This window comes from Bradyrhizobium sp. SZCCHNR1015, assembly GCF_032489875.1.
Taxonomy (GTDB): Bacteria; Pseudomonadota; Alphaproteobacteria; order Rhizobiales; family Xanthobacteraceae; genus Bradyrhizobium.
Genome location: NZ_JAUEYW010000005.1, coordinates 98867 through 118612 on the forward strand (window position 1 = coordinate 98867; position 19746 = coordinate 118612).

General features: G+C 66.2%; 20 protein-coding genes. 10 read left to right on the forward strand and 10 right to left on the reverse strand.

Features of this window, described 5'->3' with window-relative positions:
• Positions 1-135 precede the first annotated feature (135 nt).
• Positions 136-1545, forward strand: a complete 1410-nt coding sequence (gene glnA / locus QX128_RS10505; RefSeq protein ID WP_316237404.1) for a type I glutamate--ammonia ligase — start codon at positions 136-138, stop codon at positions 1543-1545.
• Between the two features lie 298 nt (positions 1546-1843).
• On the opposite strand, the gene QX128_RS10510 is transcribed toward glnA, so the two are convergent.
• Positions 1844-2446: a hypothetical protein gene (locus tag QX128_RS10510; protein ID WP_315779418.1), complete on the reverse strand. Its 603-nt coding sequence runs from the start codon at positions 2444-2446 to the stop codon at positions 1844-1846.
• Positions 2447-2647: 201 nt separating this feature from the next.
• On the opposite strand from QX128_RS10510, the gene QX128_RS10515 reads away from it, so the two are divergent.
• From QX128_RS10515 to QX128_RS10525, 3 genes are all read left to right on the forward strand, one after another.
• Positions 2648-3550 carry an AraC family transcriptional regulator gene (locus QX128_RS10515; RefSeq protein ID WP_316237405.1) on the forward strand — a complete coding sequence of 301 codons (903 nt, stop codon included), beginning with the start codon at positions 2648-2650 and terminating at the stop codon, positions 3548-3550.
• A gap of 124 nt (positions 3551-3674) precedes the next feature.
• A complete protein-coding gene (locus QX128_RS10520; protein ID WP_315799683.1) occupies positions 3675-4961 on the forward strand; it encodes an MFS transporter in 1287 nt (428 codons plus the stop codon).
• Complete coding sequence (locus QX128_RS10525) at positions 4954-5868, forward strand: amidohydrolase family protein (RefSeq protein ID WP_316237406.1); 915 nt, start codon at positions 4954-4956, stop codon at positions 5866-5868. The genes QX128_RS10520 and QX128_RS10525 overlap by 8 nt, the downstream gene beginning before the upstream one ends.
• A gap of 56 nt (positions 5869-5924) precedes the next feature.
• Here the strand turns inward: QX128_RS10525 and QX128_RS10530 are convergent, their stop codons facing one another.
• Together QX128_RS10530 and QX128_RS10535 are read right to left on the reverse strand one after the other, a co-directional pair.
• The gene (locus QX128_RS10530) at positions 5925-6536 is read right to left on the reverse strand and encodes a hypothetical protein (protein ID WP_315799681.1); all 612 of its coding nucleotides are present in this window, start codon (positions 6534-6536) and stop codon (positions 5925-5927) included.
• 81 nt (positions 6537-6617) lie between these two features.
• Positions 6618-7388 carry a gamma-glutamyl-gamma-aminobutyrate hydrolase family protein gene (locus tag QX128_RS10535; protein WP_315799680.1) on the reverse strand — a complete coding sequence of 257 codons (771 nt, stop codon included), beginning with the start codon at positions 7386-7388 and terminating at the stop codon, positions 6618-6620.
• 240 nt (positions 7389-7628) lie between these two features.
• Between QX128_RS10535 and QX128_RS10540 the strand changes: the two genes are divergently transcribed.
• Entirely contained in the window at positions 7629-8777 is a 1149-nt protein-coding gene (locus tag QX128_RS10540) for an AI-2E family transporter (protein WP_315799679.1), read from the forward strand.
• Positions 8778-8795: 18 nt separating this feature from the next.
• Here QX128_RS10540 and QX128_RS10545 read toward each other — a convergent pair whose 3' ends face one another.
• The gene (locus tag QX128_RS10545; RefSeq protein ID WP_316237407.1) at positions 8796-9965 is read right to left on the reverse strand and encodes a M20 aminoacylase family protein; all 1170 of its coding nucleotides are present in this window, start codon (positions 9963-9965) and stop codon (positions 8796-8798) included.
• Between the two features lie 29 nt (positions 9966-9994).
• On the opposite strand from QX128_RS10545, the gene QX128_RS10550 reads away from it, so the two are divergent.
• Positions 9995-10120 carry a hypothetical protein gene (locus QX128_RS10550; RefSeq protein ID WP_316237408.1) on the forward strand — a complete coding sequence of 42 codons (126 nt, stop codon included), beginning with the start codon at positions 9995-9997 and terminating at the stop codon, positions 10118-10120.
• Positions 10121-10125: 5 nt separating this feature from the next.
• Here QX128_RS10550 and QX128_RS10555 read toward each other — a convergent pair whose 3' ends face one another.
• The 3 genes from QX128_RS10555 to QX128_RS10565 all read right to left on the reverse strand — a co-directional run bounded on the left by QX128_RS10555 (position 10126) and on the right by QX128_RS10565 (position 12306).
• Positions 10126-10674 (reverse strand): phosphohydrolase, encoded by a 549-nt coding sequence (locus QX128_RS10555; protein ID WP_315799677.1) that lies wholly within the window; start codon positions 10672-10674, stop codon positions 10126-10128.
• Between the two features lie 36 nt (positions 10675-10710).
• On the reverse strand, positions 10711-11013 hold the full coding sequence (locus tag QX128_RS10560) for an antibiotic biosynthesis monooxygenase family protein (protein ID WP_315799676.1): 303 nt from the start codon (positions 11011-11013) through the stop codon (positions 10711-10713).
• Positions 11014-11082: 69 nt separating this feature from the next.
• The gene (locus QX128_RS10565; protein WP_316237409.1) at positions 11083-12306 is read right to left on the reverse strand and encodes a GGDEF domain-containing protein; all 1224 of its coding nucleotides are present in this window, start codon (positions 12304-12306) and stop codon (positions 11083-11085) included.
• A 387-nt stretch (positions 12307-12693) separates the two neighbouring features.
• On the opposite strand from QX128_RS10565, the gene QX128_RS10570 reads away from it, so the two are divergent.
• Positions 12694-14790 (forward strand): LamG-like jellyroll fold domain-containing protein, encoded by a 2097-nt coding sequence (locus QX128_RS10570; protein ID WP_316237410.1) that lies wholly within the window; start codon positions 12694-12696, stop codon positions 14788-14790.
• 89 nt (positions 14791-14879) lie between these two features.
• Here the strand turns inward: QX128_RS10570 and rpsI are convergent, their stop codons facing one another.
• The 3 genes from rpsI to QX128_RS10585 form a co-directional block, all read right to left on the reverse strand.
• A complete protein-coding gene (rpsI, locus tag QX128_RS10575; protein WP_006611043.1) occupies positions 14880-15362 on the reverse strand; it encodes a 30S ribosomal protein S9 in 483 nt (160 codons plus the stop codon).
• Between the two features lies 1 nt (position 15363).
• Positions 15364-15828, reverse strand: coding sequence for a 50S ribosomal protein L13 (gene rplM, locus QX128_RS10580; protein ID WP_315799673.1), 465 nt, complete (start codon positions 15826-15828; stop codon positions 15364-15366).
• A 158-nt stretch (positions 15829-15986) separates the two neighbouring features.
• On the reverse strand, positions 15987-16415 hold the full coding sequence (locus QX128_RS10585; RefSeq protein ID WP_315799672.1) for a PaaI family thioesterase: 429 nt from the start codon (positions 16413-16415) through the stop codon (positions 15987-15989).
• Between the two features lie 70 nt (positions 16416-16485).
• Here QX128_RS10585 and QX128_RS10590 point away from each other — a divergent pair, with 70 nt between their 5' ends.
• The 3 genes from QX128_RS10590 to QX128_RS10600 all read left to right on the forward strand — a co-directional run bounded on the left by QX128_RS10590 (position 16486) and on the right by QX128_RS10600 (position 19637).
• Positions 16486-17307, forward strand: coding sequence for an enoyl-CoA hydratase (locus QX128_RS10590; protein ID WP_316237411.1), 822 nt, complete (start codon positions 16486-16488; stop codon positions 17305-17307).
• Between the two features lie 236 nt (positions 17308-17543).
• Positions 17544-18128 carry a CoA-binding protein gene (locus QX128_RS10595; RefSeq protein ID WP_316237412.1) on the forward strand — a complete coding sequence of 195 codons (585 nt, stop codon included), beginning with the start codon at positions 17544-17546 and terminating at the stop codon, positions 18126-18128.
• Positions 18129-18353: 225 nt separating this feature from the next.
• Positions 18354-19637: an O-acetylhomoserine aminocarboxypropyltransferase gene (locus QX128_RS10600; RefSeq protein ID WP_316237413.1), complete on the forward strand. Its 1284-nt coding sequence runs from the start codon at positions 18354-18356 to the stop codon at positions 19635-19637.
• Positions 19638-19746: the final 109 nt, after the last annotated feature.

The window sequence follows — 19746 nt, forward strand, 5'->3', positions numbered from 1 at the left end:
CCTCTGCGAGGCGCTTGCACGCGGCCGTTTTGGCGTTTCCGATATTGTCTTGGTCCCCGCGCGAGGCTAATGGAGCATGACCCGCGGACGCCGTCCCGCGCCGGGCCGTGACGTTATAAGCCAAGAGGGGTATTCATGAAGACCGCCAAGGACGTCTTGAAAGCAATCAAGGACAACGACGTCAAATATGTCGACCTCCGCTTCACCGACCCGCGGGGCAAGTGGCAGCACGTCACCTTCGACGTCAGCATGATCGACGAAGACATTTTTGCCGAAGGCACCATGTTCGACGGCTCCTCGATCGCCGGCTGGAAGGCGATCAATGAATCCGACATGTGCCTGATGCCCGACCCGGTGACCGCGACGATCGATCCGTTCTTCGCCGAAACCACCATGATCATCACCTGCGACGTGCTCGAGCCGACCACCGGCGAGCCGTACAATCGCGACCCGCGCGGCATCGCCAAGAAGGCCGAGGCGATGGTGAAGTCGATGGGCGTGGGCGACAGCGTGTTCGTCGGTCCCGAAGCCGAGTTCTTCGTGTTCGACGACGTCCGCTACAGCTCCTCGCCCTACAACACCGGCTTCCGCCTCGACTCCTCCGAGCTGCCGATCAACTCGGACACCGAGTATGAGGGCGGCAATCTCGGCCATCGCATCCGCACCAAGGCCGGCTATTTCCCGGTGCCGCCGCAGGACTCGGTGCAGGACATGCGCTCGGAGATGCTCGGCGCGATGGCGCGCATGGGCGTCAAGGTCGAGAAGCACCATCACGAGGTCGCTTCCGCCCAGCACGAGCTCGGCATGAAGTTCGACACGCTGACCCTGATGGCCGACCAGATGCAGATCTACAAGTACTGCATCCACCAGGTCGCGCACATCTACGGCAAGACCGCCACCTTCATGCCGAAGCCGGTCTATGGTGACAACGGCTCGGGCATGCACGTCCACCAGTCGATCTGGAAGGACGGCAAGCCGGTGTTCGCAGGCAACAAGTATTCCGACCTGTCGGAGACCTGCCTGTCCTACATCGCCGGCATCATCAAGCACGCCAAGGCGATCAACGCCTTCACCAACCCGTCGACCAACTCCTACAAGCGTCTGGTCCCGGGCTATGAGGCGCCGGTGCTGCTCGCCTACTCCGCGCGCAACCGCTCGGCCTCGTGCCGCATCCCCTACACCTCCTCGCCGAAGGCCAAGCGCGTCGAGGTCCGCTTCCCCGATCCGCTCGCCAACCCCTATCTCGGCTTCGCCGCGATGCTGATGGCCGGCCTCGACGGCGTGAAGAACAAGCTCGATCCGGGCCCGGCGATGGACAAGGACCTCTACGACCTGCCGAAGGAAGAGCTGAAGCAGATCCCGACCGTCTGCGGCTCGCTCCGCGAGGCGCTCGAGAACCTCGACAAGGACCGCGCCTTCCTGAAGGCCGGCGGCGTGTTCGACGACGACTTCATCGACAGCTACATCGCGCTGAAGATGACCGAAGTCGAGCGCTTCGAAATGACCCCGCACCCGGTCGAGTTCGACATGTACTACTCGGGCTGATCGCCCGACACGATCGGCGGATCACGAAGGCGCCCCCTCGCGGGGCGCCTTTTTGTTAAATGGCGCGTTGTTTGTTGAAAAAAGATCACGGGCCTCGTCCTTCGAGACGCTTGGCTTCGCCAAGCTCCTCAGGATAAGGAGATGGAGCTCGCGCAGAAGACGCAAGGTGGGAGATCTCGCGTGGTGTCAGATGCATCTCCTCATGGTGAGGAGGCGCGCGCAGGTCATCCGGTGAAAGCGCTGTTGGCAGATGCGCGCCGTCTCGAACCATGAGGCCCGCTCGTTAACGCAGCAGCTGCTATTTCTCGGGGAAGCGAACCTCGATCTGCTCGACCACCGGTCCCCATTTACGCATCGTGGCGTTGTCGGATGCAACCGGATCGCCATCGGGCGCGCCTCTGACGTCCTTGCCCTGCCCGAAGCGCACCACGATTTCGCATCCGCCCGCCAGCGGACGACCTAGCACGCCGCCCTTCCAGTTGATGACGAAACCGCTGAAATCCGAGTCGATCCCGGTGACGAGAAAGGGCTTGCCGTTGATCTTCTGAACCTGTGCCAATGTCGAACCGATCGTCACCCCAGCCACGTTCCAGTGACTGGTCTTGGCATCTCGCACCGTCAATCGTGCAACGCGGGTCATCGCATCATCCGCGAAGAACACGTCGATGCGCCAGTCCGGAGATTGCGGCAACAGGGCCACGCCTCGATACGTGATGTCCTCCACGCCAGTGTAGAGATCCTCCGCGACCACCGCCTCCCCGCCATAGCGCTGCATCAGACTCTTGGCGGAATCGCCGACCGACACCGGGGAGGTGCAGGTGATCGGCCCGTCGGCCGGAGGCGCCGTCTGCGCCGATACCGGCGCGGCAAGCAGCATCAAGAGAACGATGGAATTGCGCACGGCGTCTCCTCACTCCTGTGCGACGCTACCACCGCTGCACAGCAAATATCACCCGGATAATATTTGCCGATAATCAGGCGGCCTTGAGGCGACGTCGACCCGCGACGCTGGAGAACGCCGCGCCCTGCCTGCCCGGAGGTCGCCAGCCCGGCAAGACAACGCTAAAATCTACATCAGCCATTCAGCCAGACGTCCCTCCCCATGCAGCTCAATCCCCTTCGTCATGCCGAGCGCGTCACCGGACGCCGGCAATCGGCGCTGATCGACCTGTGGTCGACGGCCGGGTTTGCCGCGGCTGTCAGCGAGGTCACCGGGCCGCATCTTTACGAGTATGGCGAGCTGCCGGTCCCGACGGTGGCGATCACGCTATATGACGTCCGGCGTCACGTCCTGATCGAGGATGGCAAGGTGCGGCGCGATGCGCCGGTCAGCGCCGGGCGTTTCCGGATCGGCCAGCCCGGCTGCAGCGTGGTGGTCGATGCCGTGCCGGAGGTCCGCTCGGGCCCGCTGCTCATTCTGTATCTCGGCGATGCCCTGCTGAAGGAGGTCGCGGCCTCCCGCGGCTGCGCGGCGCCGGTCACGCTGACGCACCAGGCCTGGGACACCGAGGATCCGATGCTGGAAGCCGCGGCGAAGCGGCTGGTCGAGAGCTGCGGCGATGGCGGCAGGCCGAGCCGACTGCTCGCCGAGCAGTTCGCCTACACGCTGGCGCTGCACGTCTCGGACCGCTACGCGACGCAGCGCCCGACCGGACCGGAGCAGGCGCCGCCGCTGGACGACCGGGTGCGGGCGCGCATCGCGGAGTTCGTGCGCGCCGATCCCGGCGCCCCGGTCACGCTGGCAGCGATGGCGGAGGTGGCGGGGATGAGCCCGTCCTCCTTCCTCCGCAGCTTCAAGCAGGCGACCGGAACGACACCGCATCGGTTCGTCGTCGAGCAGCGCGTGCTGGCCGCACGCCGGCTGCTTTCGACCTCCGATCTGCCGATCGTCGAGATCGCGCTGTCGCTCGGCTTCTCCTCGCAATCGCATTTCGGCGCCGCGTTCCGGGCGGTGACCGGCGAGAGTCCGGCCCGCTATCGCCGCATGCAGCGCGGCGGCCGGTGATTTCCTGACAAGGCTGCACGCAGCAGCGCCGATCCTGACGATTTTCTGACAGACACCGCCGGATCTTTCAGCGAACTCTGCCGCGGATCGACCGTTCAACAAGAGCGGCGCATGGGAGGCGAGGATGTCGACAGCTGCAGACACGGTGGTGCCGATCGAGGATACGAGCCTCACCGGCTTCTACAATGGCATGACCACGGCCGAACGGCGCACCTTCTGGGCCTGCGCCACGGGCTGGGCGCTCGACGGCATGGACTTCATGATCTACCCGCTGGTGATCGGCACGATCATCGCGCTGTGGAAGGTTGACGCCGGCACCGCGGGCCTCGCCGGCACGGTGACGCTGCTCGCCTCGGCCTTCGGCGGCTGGGCGGCGGGCTATCTCGCCGACCGCATCGGCCGCGTCCGGACGCTGCAGTTCACCATCATCTGGTTCTCGCTGTTCTCGCTGCTGTGCGCGTTCGCGCAGAACTTCGAGCAATTGCTGGTGCTGCGAGCCCTGCTCGGACTCGGCTTCGGCGGTGAATGGGCGGCCGGCGCGGTGCTGATGGGCGAGACCATTCGCGCCCAGTATCGCGGCCGCGCCGTCGGCAGCGTGCAGTCCGGCTGGGCCGTCGGCTGGGGCCTCGCGGTGCTGGCGCAAGCCGCCTTGTTCTCGCTGCTGCCGGCCGATCAGGCGTGGCGGTGGATGTTCGCGATCGGGGCCTTGCCGGCGCTGCTGGTGCTGTATCTGCGCGCCTTTGTGAAGGAGCCGGAGGTCGCGGCCGCCGCACGCGCCAAGGTCGCCGCCGCCGGCGACCGCCCGTCGATCCTGGAGATCTTCCAGGGGCCGATCCTGAAGACCACCATTCTCGCCTCGCTGGTGGCGACCGGCTGCCAGGGCGGCTACTACGCGATCACCTTCTGGGTGCCGCGCTTTCTCACCACCGAGCGCAAGCTCTCGATCGTGAGCTCGACCGGCTATCTCGCCGCGCTCATCATCGGCTCGTTCATCGGCTATCTGGTCGGCGCCTGGTATGCGGATCGTTTCGGCCGGCGCAACCTGTTCCTGGTGTTCTCGCTCGGCGCCATGGTCGTGGTCGCCGCCTACACCCAGCTGCCGCTGTCGAACGAGCTGCTGTGGCTGCTCGGCTTTCCGCTCGGCTTCTTCGCCTCGGGCTATTTCTCCGGCATGGGCGCGTTCCTGACCGAGCTCTATCCCACGCGCTTGCGCGGCTCCGGCCAGGGCTTCTGCTACAATTTCGGCCGCGGCATCGGCGCGCTGTTTCCGTTCCTGGTCGGCTACCTGTCGCAGATGACCTCGCTCGCCACCGCGATCTGCCTGTTCGCTCTGTTCGCCTATGCGCTGTTCTTCGTCGCCGCCTATGCGCTGCCGGAGACGCGCGGCAAGGTGCTGCACGCCGATGCGTGAGATCGCACCCGACGCCGATCGGGCTCCCGCCTGCGCGGGGCCCGATCCGCATCCGCGCAGGGCCTCCCGCTTCATCGTGCCGCCAGGCGCGGTCGACACCCACGCCCATGTCATCGGGCTGCCGCCGCGCCATCCCTTCGTGGCCGCGCGCAGCTACACGCCGCCGGAGGCCACCGCGGCATCCTATCTGGCGATGCTCGATGCCACCGGCATGACCTATGGCGTGCTGGTCCAGGTCAGCGTCCACGGCACCGACAACAGCCTGATGGTCGAGACGCTGGGCGCCAACCGCGAGCGGCTGCGCGGCATCGCGGTGATCCCGCTCGGCCTGCCGGACCGCGAGCTGGCGGCGTTGCAGCAGGCCGGCGTGGTCGGTTTGCGCCTCAATGTTCTCTATGGCGGCGGCATCGGCTTCGATCAGCTGCACGACTACGCAGCACTTGCCCGCGAGCTCGGCTGGCACCTGCAGTTCCTGATCGACGCCGCCGACCTGCCGGCCCTGGCGCCGCGGCTGGAAGGGCTCGCGGTGCCGATCGTGATCGATCACTGGGGCCACTTCCCGGTGTCGCGTGGGACAGCCGATCCCGGCTTCCAGACGCTGGTCTCGCTGGTGCGCGACGGCGCCTGGGTCAAGCTGTCCGGCGCCTACCGCAACACGGTCGCCGGACCGCCCTATGCCGACACGGTCCCCTTCGTCCGCCGCCTCCACGCGGCCGCCCCCGACCGCTGCGTCTGGGGCTCCGACTGGCCGCACGTCGCGCACCGCGGCCACATGATGAACGTCGGCGAGCTGCTCGACCTCTTGGCCGACTGGGTGCCCGATGCCGCCGCCCGCAACCGCGTCCTCGCCGATAACGCCCAGCGGCTGTACGGGTTTCCGCCGAGCGGAGGCAGACACTCATTGTGATCGATCAATGGTGGTGACGATCACCGGTCTCAGCCGGCGCCGAGGGATGACTCCGATTACTTCGCAGCGAAATTGACTCCGATCTCGGTCACCACGGGCGCGAGCTTCAGCAGCGCCGGATTGTCGGACGACACCTTCACGCCATCGCCGGAGAGCGCCCGCGGCGTATCCTTCTCGGTGCCGAACCGCACGGTCACCGAGCAGCCGCCCGGCAGCATGCGCCCGAGGGCGCCGTTCTTGAAGTCGGTGACATAGCCGCCATAGTCCCAGCCGAAGCCCGCGACGACGAAAGGCTTGCCGTTGGCCTTCTGGACCGCAGCGAGGCTCGCGCCGATCGAAATGCCGGCCACGGTCCAGCGGCTGGTCTTGGCGGTGTCGCGAAGGGTCAGTCCGGACACCGTGGCGGTCTTGTCTTCGATGAAGGCGACTTCGATGCGGCGGTCCATCGCGCGGGGAAACAGCACGAGGCCCTTGTAGGTCTCCCCTTCCGCCCCCGGCAGATCCTCGATCACGGCTTCACTGCCATAGCGCTGCTTCAGGCTCTTCGCCGTGTCGGTCGCGGCCGCGGGCAGCGCGCAGGTGATCGGCCCTTCGGTCGGCGGCGCGGTCTGAGCAGAAGCAGGACTGGCAACAGCCAGCGCAAGGACGGTGGTCAAGACATGGCGCATCAATGAACCCTTGTGAGACTGCGAAACAACGCGGCCGGCATCGTTAGGTCTGTTTCGCCGCATCTCGGGTTCAGGCCGACGTCACGACGACTGCCGCCGCTTCCTCACGGCATCCCCGAACGCCTCGAACAGCTTGCGGTTGATCGGGTTCTTCTGCGGATCGTATTCGGCGTGCCATTGCACGCCCAATGCGAAGCTCGGCGCGTCGGCGATACGGATCGCCTCGATGGTGCCGTCCTCGGCGATGCCCTCGATGACGACGCGGTCGCCCGGCTCGAGGATGCCCTGGCCGTGCAGCGAATTCACCTTGATGCTCTCGCAGCCGAGGATGCCGGCGAAGGCGCCGCCCGGGGTCAGCCGCACCTCGTGGCGGTCGGCGAAGATGACGGTCGGATCGGGATGGATCTCGCCATTCTCCAGCCGGGGCATGCGATGGTTCATGCGGCCGGGAATCTCGCGGATCTCCGGATGCAGCGAGCCGCCGAAGGCGACGTTCATCTCCTGGAGGCCGCGGCAGATGCCGAACAGCGGGATGCCTCGGGAGACGCAAGCCTCCGTCAACTGCAGGGCGACCTCGTCGCGATGGATGTCGTAGGGCTCGTGCTTGAGACTGGGCTCGGTGTTGAAGCGGGTCGGGTGCACGTTGGCACGGGCGCCGGTCAGGACCACGCCATCGACGACATCGAGCAGCGCGGCGATGTCGGTGATCTCGGGAACGCCGGCAAACATCAGCGGCAGCGCGCCTGCGACCTCGGCCACGGCGCTCAGGTTGCGTTCGCCCACCATCTGTACGGTGAACCTGTTCTCGACGCGATGGCTGTTGCCGATCACGCCGACGACCGGACGCTTCATGGCCCTCGTTTCTCTCCCTGGGAGCCCAGGCTCGATCTCCAATGAGCCCGGAGGCACAGATCATGCCTCGACAAATCATGCCTGTGTCGCAAAGCCGGATCAACATATGGCGGCGCGGGTCGCCAATGCCAATTCCGGACAACCCCGCAAGCGCCCCGCCGCACCCCGATCCCAAGCCTGCGCTTGATCCGCCAGCCGTTTTCGCCAATGTGTGGGGCCGATCAGCACAGAGGACGCCCCATGACCGCCCCCGCCGACCCGCGCCTCCAGGCCCGCAGCGACCTGGCCTGGGCCATCGCCGTGGGCGGCATCGGGGTGATCCTGTTCATGGCCGCGCTCGCCTTCAGCTGGTATTACGCTGCGGCGCTGTTCCTGCTGTTCTCCGGCATGCTGCTCGGTGTCGCGCTCAATGCGATGACCAGCCTGCTCGGCCGCGTGCTGCCCTGGCCGCACCCGGCGCGGCTCGTCATCGTCTGCGTGGCGCTCGCGGCCGTGCTCGTCGGCATCGTCTTCCTGGGCGGCACCACCATCGCGGAGCAGGCCAAGGTGCTGAGCGATACGATCAAGTCGCAGCTCGGCAACATCAAGGGCTTCCTCGACCGCAACGGCATCGACACCAGCTTCTTCGACTTCAACGCTGCGAACACGGCCACTGCCGCACCTGATGGCGGCTCGACCACACCGACCCAGACGCCGTCCCATGGCCTGCCGGGCGGCCTGCCCTCGCCGAGCGCGCTGGCCTCCTCCGGCGGCGCCATCGTCAGCCAGACCTTCAAGCTGCTGCTCGGCACCGTCAGCGCCGTCGGCAACTTCTTCATCGTGCTGTTCTTAGGATTGGCCTTCGCGGCCCAGCCGGCGGTCTACCGCAGCGGATTGCTGTTCCTGGCGCCGGCGAAGTACCGCGACCAGGCCACCGTGATCGTCGACCGCATCAGCTACACGCTGGAGCGCTGGCTGATCGCCCAGATCACGACGATGTTCGCGGTCTTCCTGGTCACCTGGATCGGCCTTGCCATCATCGGCGTGCAGAGCTCGTTCATCCTGGGCATCCAGGCCGGCCTGCTGGCGTTCATTCCAACCGTCGGCGCGATCATCGCCGGCGTCATCGTGGTGCTGGCGAGCCTTGCCTCCGGCTGGGTCGCTGCGGTCAGCGCCTTCGTGCTGTTCCTCGGCGTGCACGCGATGGAGAGCTATGTGCTGACGCCGCTGATCCAGCGCCAGGCGCTGGACATCCCGCCGGCCACGCTGTTCGCGTTCCAGATCCTGCTCGGCATCGTGTTCGGCGTCTGGGGCCTGACCCTGGCGCTGCCGCTGATGGCGATCGCCAAGGTCATGATCGATTATTTCAAGAGCGACCACCGCACCGAGGACGCCGCCGCCGCGATCTGAGAGATCGGTTGCGGCGGTTCAGCCCGCCGGCATCGCGGTCTCGACGAGCTTGGCCCAATAGCTGATGCCGTGCGGGATCACGTCATCGTTGAAATCATATTCGGGGTGATGCACGCCGGCGCCATCGCCGATGCCCATGAAGACGAACGCGCCGGGCCGAGCCTGCAGCATGTAGGCGAAGTCCTCGCCGCCGAGCCGGGGCGGCATGTCGGTGATGACCTGATCCGGCCCGACGACGCTGCGCGCCACGTCGGCGGCGAACGCGGTCTGCTCCGCATGGTTGATGACGACCGGATACCCCCATTCGTAATCGATCTCCGCCTCGACGCCCATGCCGCTCGCGAGCGCCGTCACGAGGCCCTTGAAGCGCTCGTCCATCAAACGGCGGATGTCCTCGTCGAGCGTGCGCACGGTGCCGCCGATGATCGCGGTCTGCGGAATGATGTTGTCGGCAGTCGTCCCCGCGTGGAAGCGCGTGATCGACAACACCGCGCTCTCGACCGGATCGACGTTGCGCGCCACGATCGTCTGCAGCGCGGTCACGATCTGCGCGGCGGCGATGATCGGATCGACGCATTTGTTCGGCCGCGCGGCATGGCCGCCGAGGCCTTTCAGGCGCACCTCGAAGGTGTCGGCGGCGGCCATCACCGCGCCGGTGCGCGTCGCGACGGTCCCGAGCGGAAGACCCGGCGCGTTGTGCAGGCCATAGACCTCCTCGATGCCGAAGCGCTCCATCAGGCCGTCCTCGACCATCGCACGGCCACCGGCCCCGCCCTCCTCGGCCGGCTGAAAGATGACGATGGCGGTGCCGGCGAAGTTGCGCGTCTCGGCGAGATAGCGCGCCGCGCCCAGCAGCATCGCGGTGTGGCCGTCATGGCCGCAGGCGTGCATCCGGCCCGGAATGGTGGACTTGTGCGGGAGGTCGCCGACCTCCTGCAGCGGCAGCGCATCCATGTCGGCGCGCAGGCCGATGACACGCTGCGACGGCTCGCGCCCGCGGATGACGCCGACCACGCCGGTCCTGCCGATACCGGCGACGACCTCATCGACGCCGAACGACCTCAACAGCTCGGCAACGCGCGCGGCCGTCCGATGCACCTCGTAGAGCAGTTCGGGATGCTGGTGGAAGTCGCGGCGCCAGATCTTGGCGTCTTCGGCGAGCTCGGCGGCGCGGTTGATGATCGGCATGACGGAGTTCCGGAAAATGAGAGCACGCCATGGCGACGCGCGTGTCATCTCATTGCATGTCGCGCGACGGCAAAACACAAGCCACATTCGCTCATGCGATGCTGCGCAGGCTGCATTGCCGCGCTGATGCGGCCGTTCAAAAACGCCTGAGCTGATCCGCTTAGGATCGAAGGCCGCGCAGCTCGCGGGCGAGATTGCTCCGCGCCTTCCGGTCGAGCGCGGCGGCAAAGCCCGCATCCGGATAGATCACGGGGCGGCTTGCGAAGCGCTCCAGCACCGCCGCGCGCCCGGCGCGGTAGGCGTCGTCCGGCACATCAGCATATTCGCGCCGGATCGCATCGGCATAGGCGTCGTAGCTGGCCTCGTCGCTGCCGAGAATGGCGAGATCGATCGAGACGAGCAGCGCGCCCAGCCGATCGCCGGGCGCGACATCGTGGGTGCGGGTCAGCCGGATCAGGCGTCCGACCTCGTCGCGCAGATCGGCCGCGACATGACGCTCGGCAAGGACGGCGCTCTGCTCCTCATTGTCGGACCGCGTCGGATCATACACGACGTCGTGCCACCAGATCGCGAGCGTCAGGATCTCGCGGTCGCGGACGTTGAGGTCGGCAACGCGAGCGAGCTCGGCCAGGCAGTCCTGGATGTGGCGAAGATCATGGTAGTGCCGTCCCGCCGCGGAGTAGGCTTCGACCAGATCGTCATGCGTCATGGTGGCGTTCCGTCGGCAGCAGCGGCTACGCGCTGCTCAGCCGGCCGAGGTCAGCACCGTCTCGGTGTGCTCGACATCCGGAGGGCTGGCGAAATACTGCCCGACCAGGCCGCGCCATTCGGTGAAGTTCTCCGAGCCACGGAAATCGACCGTGTGGCTCTCGAGCGTCTCCCACTTCACCATCAGGCGGTAGCGTTGCGGCTTCTCGATCGACTTGTGCAGCTCGAAGCCGTGAAAGCCCTTGGAGCGGCCGAAGGCAGCGCGCGCCTTCGCGACGGCGGCCTCGAAATCCTTCTCCGTGCCCGGCTTGACGTCGATCTGAGCGATTTCCGTGATCATGGTCTGTCGGCCTCCCCTGGCGTTGGACCGCTTGTCTAGCCCAGACCTCGGGAGAGCGAAAGCCGCGCCTCAGCTCGACAATACCGCCTGTTCCGACTGCGGCAGGCTGGCAGAAGCGGCGGCGCGCTGGCGGCGGTAGCGGTCGAGCGACAGCGGCAGCTCCTCCGACGCTTCGACCCGGTTGCGACCGGAGCGCTTGGCCTTGTAGAGCGCGGTATCGGCGGCCGCGAGCATCACGTCGAGTTCGGTCCCGCCCGGCCCGCCGGCGACGCCGATGCTGACGGTGGTGTCCACCGGCTGGTCCTCGCGCACCACCCCGGAGGCCGCGAACGCCTCGCGGACACGCTCGGCGGCGACCATGGCTTCTTCGATGGAACAGGGCAGAAGCGCCGCGAACTCCTCGCCGCCGATCCGGCCCGAGAGATCGGTGAGGCGCAGATTGTTGACCACGACGTCTGCGAAGATCTTCAGGACCTCATCGCCCTCGGCGTGGCCGAAACGGTCGTTGATCGACTTGAAATGATCGATGTCGAAGATCAGCACGCTGACCGGCCGCTGCTCGCGCGCCTCGCGCTCGATCAGTTGCGCGCAGGACTCGGCAAAGCCGCGCCGATTGAGCAGGCCCGTCAGCGGGTCGGTGGTCGCCGCGCGCTTGTGGGCGCTGACGATGCGCTCCGACACCAGCATGAAGATCACGAACACGGTGCCGACAGCGTAGAGCACGAGCTCGATCGAGAAGATCGTGACCCAGGCCCCGGCGAAGGCGCCGTCGGACTCGCGCAGCATGTTGCCGAGCAGGATCGGCAGCATCAGGACGAAGCCGTGCATCACCGGCACGATCAGCGCCGGCCAGCGCTTGTGCAGAGACCGCCGCCGCTCCTGCCACAGCTCGGCCGCGGTGAGCATGGCATAGATCACGACGATCGCGGCGCCGATCGTCAGCCGCAGCGCCTGCGCCGAGGGATCGAGCAGCATGCCGCTGGCGATCCAGACGATGGCGCCGAGCACGAGTCCGGGCACGCTCGGCGGCTTGCCATGAAACACGCGCGCGGCGTTCCACACCATGGCGGTGGCGATCAGGCCGATCGAGCTCAGGAACAGCGACACCACCTCGCCATAGAGCTCGCCGATCAACGTCCACAGCGCGATCGCGACCGCGCCGAGGACATAGGCCGCGCCCCACCAGCGCAGCGCCGGCGTGTTCTCCTGCCGTCCGAAGTGCAGCAACATGGCGCCAAGCAGCGCCGCGACCATGGTCGCTACGATGTCGAGCGTCATGCTGTCGAGTGCCATCCGTCACCTCGGTTGCTGCGGCGGCGCGGAGACTTTGGTTAGCGCGGCCTTGTCGCGATCAACCTAGCGAGCGGTCTGTTCGAAAGAGGTTTGCCTGGGATACCAAGTTTTCTCGAAAAGCTCGGCACAACTCGTCGGCAAATTGCTGCGCAAAATGCTGCAAACAGGATTCAAAACCGATCGCGCCAGGCACCATGCGCGCCCGCCTTGATTGCACGAAATGCAGCTCATTATTGAGAGTTGCGGAACTGAGCATGTGGAATCAATCGTTTCCCGCTCCGCACCGAACACTCATGGAAACGATAAGAAACCTTCTCAAATTTGAGATCATCTCTCCCTACCACGGCGCGACAGCAGCGCGATCGGTCGCATGCGATGGGGACGAGAATGTCTTTCGACGACGATTCATACGACAGCCAGGCCGCACCAAATCATCCGTCGCGCGATCCGCAAGCAACCCAGGGCGTCGACCGCCGCACGCTGCTGCGCAATGCCATGGGCGTCTCGGCGCTCGGCCTCGGTACCAGCCTGTTGCCGGGCCAGGCCGCGCACGCGCATTGGCGCATGCACCACCATCATCACCACGTCACCACCAGCTTCGCGCTCGCCGTCCTCCCCGATACGCAGTTCTACTCGCGCTATGCGACCTCCGAGGAAGGCCAGGCCTATCAGCGGCAATATGGCAGCACGCCCTATCCGGCGCAGACCCAGTTCATTGTCGACAACGCCGCGAAATATCACATCCCATTCACGATCCATCTCGGCGACGTCGTCGACCAGTCCAGGCATCCGCAGCAATGGGCCGTCGCCGACGCCGCAATGAAGCTGCTGGAGAATGCCGGCCGGCCGTATTCGGTGCTGGCCGGCAATCACGACGTGCTGTCGGCGCTGGAGTTCGAGAGCGCGGCGAGCCAGAGCGCGGGCACCGATGCGCAGCGCGGTTCATCGGAGCCGTATCTGTCCTGGTTTCCGGCCAGCCGCGCGGCGAAGCAGCGGACCTTCCTGGAGCGGCATCCGAGCGGCTGGCACGAGGCGCATGTGTTCCACGCCTGCGGCGTCAGCTTCATGGTGCTGTCGCTGTCGTGGCGTGCCTCGGACGACGCCGTCGCCTGGGCGCGCAGCATGATCGCGCGGCACCCGATGCTGCCGGTCATCCTCGCCAACCACCAGTTGCTCAACATCGCCAATGACGGCACGAGCCCGCTCGAGGTCGCCTACGGTCAATACCTCTGGGAGAAGCTGATCCGCAGCAACGACCAGATCTTCATGACGCTCAACGGCCACTATCATGGCGGCGCGCTGCTGACGAAGATCAACGACTTCCATAACCCCGTGCACCAGATGGTGGTCGACTATCAGATGGCCTATCAGGGCGGCAACGGCCTGATGCGGCTCTACGAGTTCGACTTCACGGCCAACAAGATCGACGTCGCCTCGTTCTCGCCTTGGGTGGTCGAGAAGCCGAAGGACAGTCTCAAGCAGTTCGACCGCGCCTGGCTGACGGAGGACAACCACGAGTTCTCGATTGCCATCGACTTCCGCCGGCGTTTTTCACGCTTCACCAATTTCTGCCATCTGCCGGCCTTCGCCGGCACGCCGATCCTGCCGCGGGTGAAGCAGGATCTCTATGCCAACTTCACCGAGGCGCCGGAGCCGGTGGTGGTGCCGCCCGCGAACGAACAGGACTATCCGCTGATCGCCGAGACAACAGCGCATTGGCGGATCGCGTCGTCGGCGATCGGCAAGGCGGTGGCCGCCGGCACCGCGCTGTCGGACCTCACCGCCGCCAACCCAATGCAGCGCGCATCGCTCGCCGGTGCCGCGGAGGTCGCCGATGTGGCCTTCACCGCCGACAAGCACCGCCTGTCGTCAGCGCCGGGGAGCGTTCAGTTCCTCAACACCACCAAGCAAGGCGCCGGCCGCTTCAGCTGGTTCACGACGGCGGCCAACGCGCCGATCAATGCCGCGACCTTCGCATCCGGCTACACGGTCGAGGCCTTCATCAAGATCGATCCGAACTGGAAGGCGGCCGATCATGCCTGGTGCAACATACTCACCCGCTTCGGCAACCGCGGCTGGCTGCCGGGCTATGCCGGCGGCGACCCGGAATCGCCGCCGATCCTGTTCGCGATCTCCAACCTCCGCGAGGTGCAGTGGGAGATCGTGCCGTCGAGCTCGACCAGGCAGCCGCAGACCGACTGGTCCGGCGAGATCATGCTCGACACCTGGTATCACCTCGCCATCGTCAACGACCCCACCGATAACTCCACCGTGCTCTACATCGAGGGCGCGCCGGTCGTGCGCAGCGTGATCGGCGGCAACGGCATCGCGAGCGTCGCAGCGTCCCAGCCCTGGGCGCTCGGCTGCGGCTGGTGGGACCGCGCGCCGTCCGATGGCTTCATCGGCAGCATCGGCGAGGTCCGCGTGGTGTCGAAGCCGCTGGCGCCGAGCCAATGGCTGACCGCGCGCCGCGCCAGCGCCTGATCACACAACCTCCAAGCAAAACGGGCGCCCGCGAGGGCGCCCGTTCGTATTGGTAGCTGACGGATCCGGCCGCAGCCGGACCCAGGAGATCAGCGCTTCGAGAACTGGAAGGAGCGGCGGGCCTTGGCCTTGCCGTACTTCTTACGCTCGACGACGCGCGAGTCGCGGGTCAGGAAGCCGCCCTTCTTGAGGACGCTGCGCAGCTCCGGCTCGAAATTGGTCAGAGCCTTGGACAGGCCGTGACGCACCGCGCCGGCCTGGCCGGACAGACCGCCGCCGGCGACCGTGCAGATCACGTCGTACTGGCCCTTGCGGGCGGCGACGACCATCGGCTGCTCGATCATCATGCGCAGCACCGGACGGGCGAAGTAGACCTCGATGTCGCGGGTGTTGACGGTGACCTTGCCGGAGCCCGGCTTGATCCAGACGCGGGCGACCGCGTCCTTGCGCTTGCCGGTGGCATAGGCGCGGCCGAACTTGTCGACCTTCTTCTCATACTTCGGAGCGTCCGGGGCCGTGACGGCGCCCTTGAGCTGCGACAGCTGATCGAGAGACTGGATGCTTTCGGCCATCTTATGCGGCCCTCGTGTTCTTGCGGTTCAACTTGGCGATGTCGATCTTCTCGGGGTTCTGCGCCTCGTGCGGATGATCAGGTCCGCCATAGACACGCAGATTGCCCATCTGCACGCGGCCGAGCGGGCCGCGCGGGATCATGCGCTCGATGGCCTTCTCGATCACGCGCTCGGGGAAGCGGCCCTCGAGGATCTGGCGCGCGGTGCGCTCCTTGACGTGGCCGACATAGCCGGTGTGCTTGTAGTACGTCTTCTGCTCGCGCTTGCGGCCGGTCAGCACGGCATGCGCGGCATTGACGATGATGACGTTGTCGCCGCAATCGACGTGCGGGGTATAGATCGGGAGGTGCTTGCCGCGCAGCCGCATCGCGACCAGCGTGGCGAGACGACCGACGACCAGACCCTTGGCGTCGATGACGACCCACTTCTTCTGGACCTCGGCCGGCTTTGCCGAAAAGGTTTTCATGAGAGATATCCGTGACAGGGAGAATGCGGCGCGGGTGACGCGCCGAACTGGTCGCAGCTTCTAGAGAAGCGGCCTGCATTCGTCAACGCCATCCACGCGAAATTAATACAATAAAAACAGCTACTTACAAATATGGTGCAATAATACCATCAAAAACCCTACGCATTCGGAATGGAATAGGTCGCCGTGACATGGGCGATCGGATCAGGCGATTCCCCTGACAACAGCGTGACTTCGCCGACCGCAAGCCGCTTGCCGAGCTTGAGCAGCCGCGCCTCCGCCAGCACGTCGGCGCCGGCCGCGCCCTTGCGCAGGAAGTTGATGTTGAGATTCGTGGTCACGGCGAGCCCGACCGGGCCGATCGCCGACAAGAGCACCACGTACATCGCGAAATCGGCCAGCGCCATCAGTGTCGGCCCGGAGACGGTGCCGCCTGGGCGCAACATGCGCTCGTTGAAGCGCTGGCGCATCCGGCAGCTCTTGCCATCGGCGCTCTCGATCGAAATGTCGCCGCCGGTGCGGAACGCCTGGGGAAATTCCGCGTGCAGGAACGCTTCCAGCTCCGCGATGGTCATCTTCGCCGTCATGTCTCCCCCTGCTCTCGTCGTCGCTCATCTGTTACATTAGCTGCATCGACGCGCCCATATGGAAATCGCAATGTCCGCCCCTGCCCTCGCCGACGCCGCCGATACGCCGATTTTGTTGCGCGAGATGGCGGGCGCCGTCGCCGTGCTCACGCTCAACCGCCCGGCACAGCGCAACAGCCTGTCGGAGCCGCTGATCGCAGAGCTGCATCAGGCCCTGGCCGAGATCGGCGCCGACAAGGCCGTGCGCGCCGTGGTGATCGCAGCAAATGGCCCGGCGTTCTGCGCCGGCCATGACCTCAAGGAACTCACCGCGCATCGCGGCGACGCCGACCGCGGCCGCGCCTTCTTCGCCAAACTGATGAATGCCTGCAGTGCGATGATGCAGGCGATCGTGCATCTGCCGAAGCCCGTTGTCGCGTCCGTGCAGGGCATCGCCACCGCCGCCGGCTGCCAACTGGTCGCGAGCTGCGATCTCGCCGTCGCCTCCGAGCGCGCCTCGTTCGCCACGCCCGGCGTCGACATCGGCCTGTTCTGCTCGACGCCGATGGTGGCGCTGTCGCGCAACGTGCCCCGCAAGCAGGCGATGGAGATGCTGCTGACCGGCGAGCCGGTTCCCGCCCCGCGCGCCCGCGAATTGGGCCTCGTCAACCGCGTGGTCACGGCCGGCACGGAGCGCGACACCGCGGTTGCGCTGGCACAACAAGTGGCGCGCAAATCGGCCTATACGATCAAGCTCGGCAAGGAGGCATTCTACCGCCAGGCCGAGATGAGCCTTGCCGACGCCTATCGCTATGCGGCAGAGGTGATGACGCAGAACATGCTCGCCCGCGACGCGGAGGAAGGCATCGGCGCCTTCATCGAAAAGCGGACGCCGACGTGGCGGGATGAGTAGTTGACCCTGCTCTTTCCTGCGCCATTGCAAGCGAAGCGAAGCAATCCAGGGTCCCACCCGAGCCCCTGGATTGCTTCGTCGCAAGTGCTCCTCGCAATGACGCGTCACAGTAACCTTGTCATTCCGGGGCGCGCGGAGCGCGAGCCCGGAATCCATACTCCCGATCGTGGTTATGGATTCCGGGCTCGCCCTTACGGGCGGCCCGGAATGACGGCAACTAACAGATTGCACCGATCATGAATCACGATACCTATCCCGACGACTATATCCGCGGCATTCTCAACGGCGTGAAGGTGATCGCGATGGTCGGCGCCTCGCCGTCCGAGATCCGGCCGAGCTTCTTCGCCTTCAAATATCTGGTGCAGCGCGGCTACGACATGATCCCGGTGAATCCCGGCCATGTCGGCAAGAGCCTGATGGGCCGCCCCTTCGTCGCCTCGCTCGCCGACATCGGCCGCCCGATCGACATGGTCGACATCTTCCGGAGCTCGCAGCACATCATGCCCGTCGTCGACGAGGCGCTGAAGCTCTCACCTTTGCCGAAGGTGATCTGGATGCAGCTCGGCGCGCGTGACGATGCGGCGGCCGGAAAGGCCGAGGCTGCCGGGCTGAAGGTCGTGATGAACCGCTGCCCCAAGATCGAATATGGCCGGCTGTCGTCGGAGATCTCCTGGATGGGCGTCAACTCGCGCACCATCAGCGCAAAGCGCGCGCCAATCCCGACCCAGGGCATGCGCCTGTCGCTGAACCGCACCAGCGTCGGCGGCGGCGCGACGGCCGCGGCCGACCGCGCCGCGAAGGACAGAAGCGATCCGACCTGACGCATCTGCGAAAGGAACGTATCGCGACGACGGCGCGACACAGCAGCGCATTTCAAATCGGAGCGATCGGCGCCGGCAGCCTTGACGCCATCCTGGCCGCTGGCAAATGTCCTCCGCCGGGATGACGCGGAGGCGCACGATGCGCGCTATCGACACCGTCTCCCATCATCGATCCCTGCGCCAGCCGGCGCCGGCGCGCAACGGATCAAGCCAAGAGGAAACACCATGACCGAACGTCCCCCGGGATTTGCCACCCTCGCCATTCACGCCGGCGCCCAGCCCGACCCGACCACGGGCGCGCGAGCGACGCCGATCTACCAGACCACGTCCTTCGTGTTCAACGACGCCGACCATGCCGCCTCGCTGTTCGGGCTGCAGGCGTTCGGCAACATCTACACCCGCATCGGCAACCCGACCAATGCGGTGCTGGAGGAGCGCGTCGCCGCGCTCGAGGGCGGTACCGCCGCGCTTGCCGTTGCCTCGGGCCATGCCGCGCAGGTCGTGGCGCTGCAGCAGTTGCTGTCCCCCGGCGACGAATTCATTGCCGCGCGAAAACTCTATGGCGGCTCGATCAACCAGTTCACGCACGCGTTCAAGAGTTTCGGCTGGAACGTGGTGTGGGCCGACACCGATGACGTCGCGAGCTTCGAGGCCGCGGTGAGCCCGCGCACCAAGGCTGTATTCATCGAGTCGCTCGCCAATCCCGGCGGCACCATCACCGACATCGAGGCGGTCGCGCAGGTCGCGCGCAAGGCCGGCGTGCCGCTGATCGTCGACAACACCTTGGCCTCGCCCTACCTGATCCGCCCGATCGATCACGGCGCCGACATCGTGCTGCACTCGCTGACCAAGTTCCTCGGCGGCCACGGCAACTCGATCGGCGGCGTCATCGTCGATGCCGGCACCTTCGACTGGGCCGGCAGCGGCGACAAATATCCGATGCTGACGCAGCCGCGTCCCGAATATCACGGCATCCGCCTGCACGAGACGTTCGGCAATTTCGCCTTCGCGATCGCCTGCCGCGTGCTGGGCCTGCGCGACCTCGGCCCGGCGCTGTCGCCGTTCAACGCCTTCATGATCCTGACGGGCATCGAGACGCTGCCGCTGCGCATGCAGAAGCACTGCGACAACGCCAAGGCGGTCGCCGAATATCTCAGCAGGCATCCCGCCGTGGCATCGGTGAGTTACGCCGGCCTGCCCGAGGACAAGTATCACACGCTCGCCCGCAAATACTGCCCGAAAGGCGCCGGCGCCGTGTTCACCTTCTCGCTCAAGGGTGGCTACGATGCCGGGGTCAAGCTGGTGTCGAACCTGAAGCTGTTCTCGCATCTCGCCAATGTCGGCGACACCCGCTCGCTGGTGATCCACCCGGCCTCGACCACCCACAGCCAGCTCGACGATGCCGCCAAGATCAAGGCCGGCGCCGGCCCCGACATCGTCCGCATCTCCGTCGGCATCGAGGACAAGGAAGACCTGATCGCCGACCTCGAGCAGGCGCTGAGCGCGTAGGCGGGTCGGCGGCTGCGCTGAACGTGCGACGATCTCAGACGCGAGTTGCGCACGCACATCGCCATCGACGTCATGCCCGGGCATGACGAACGGCTGAGACCGAGATGGC